We start from the raw sequence: 504 nt of genomic DNA on the forward strand, positions 1-504 counted from the left end.
CTCGCGGCCGAAGGCGGCCACCCCGAGCGGGTGGGTCAAGATGAACGCCGGCGTCTTCCACACCTTGGTGATCAACGCGTCCAGGTCGTCCGGAGTGGGTGCGCCCTTGATGGTCTTGATGGTCTGCTCCGGGGTCACCTGCGACAACAGCCCGTACTCGGGGTTGTTGATCAGCTCGGATTCCTGGCGTTCCTTGATCGTTTCGATCGTCAGTCGCAGCTGCTGGGCGATCTGATCGTGCGGGCTGGAGTACAGATCCGATACCCGGGTGCTTACGTCGAGCAGCGTCGAGATCGCGCGCAGCGTGAGCTCGCGCGGGCTGGTCTCGTAATCGACGTAGGTCTGGGGCAGCGGGTCTTCGATATTCTCGCCGCCGACCTCGGCGTGGATGGCCACCTGGTCGGGATTGACCACCCGGTTGACGCGGTAAATACCCGCCTCGACCGGCACCCAGCTCAGCAGGTGCAGCAGAAACCGGGGGGTGATCGTCTCCAGCTGGGGGAC

At 64.5% G+C, this 504-nt stretch carries 1 pseudogene; it reads right to left on the reverse strand.

What is annotated here, in order from left to right:
• Positions 1-504 (reverse strand): annotated as a pseudogene (locus SLQ31_RS29410) (hypothetical protein); the annotation flags it as partial.

Origin of the sequence: Mycobacterium sp. RTGN5, from assembly GCF_033804465.1 — a bacterium.
Taxonomy (GTDB): Bacteria; Actinomycetota; Actinomycetes; order Mycobacteriales; family Mycobacteriaceae; genus Mycobacterium.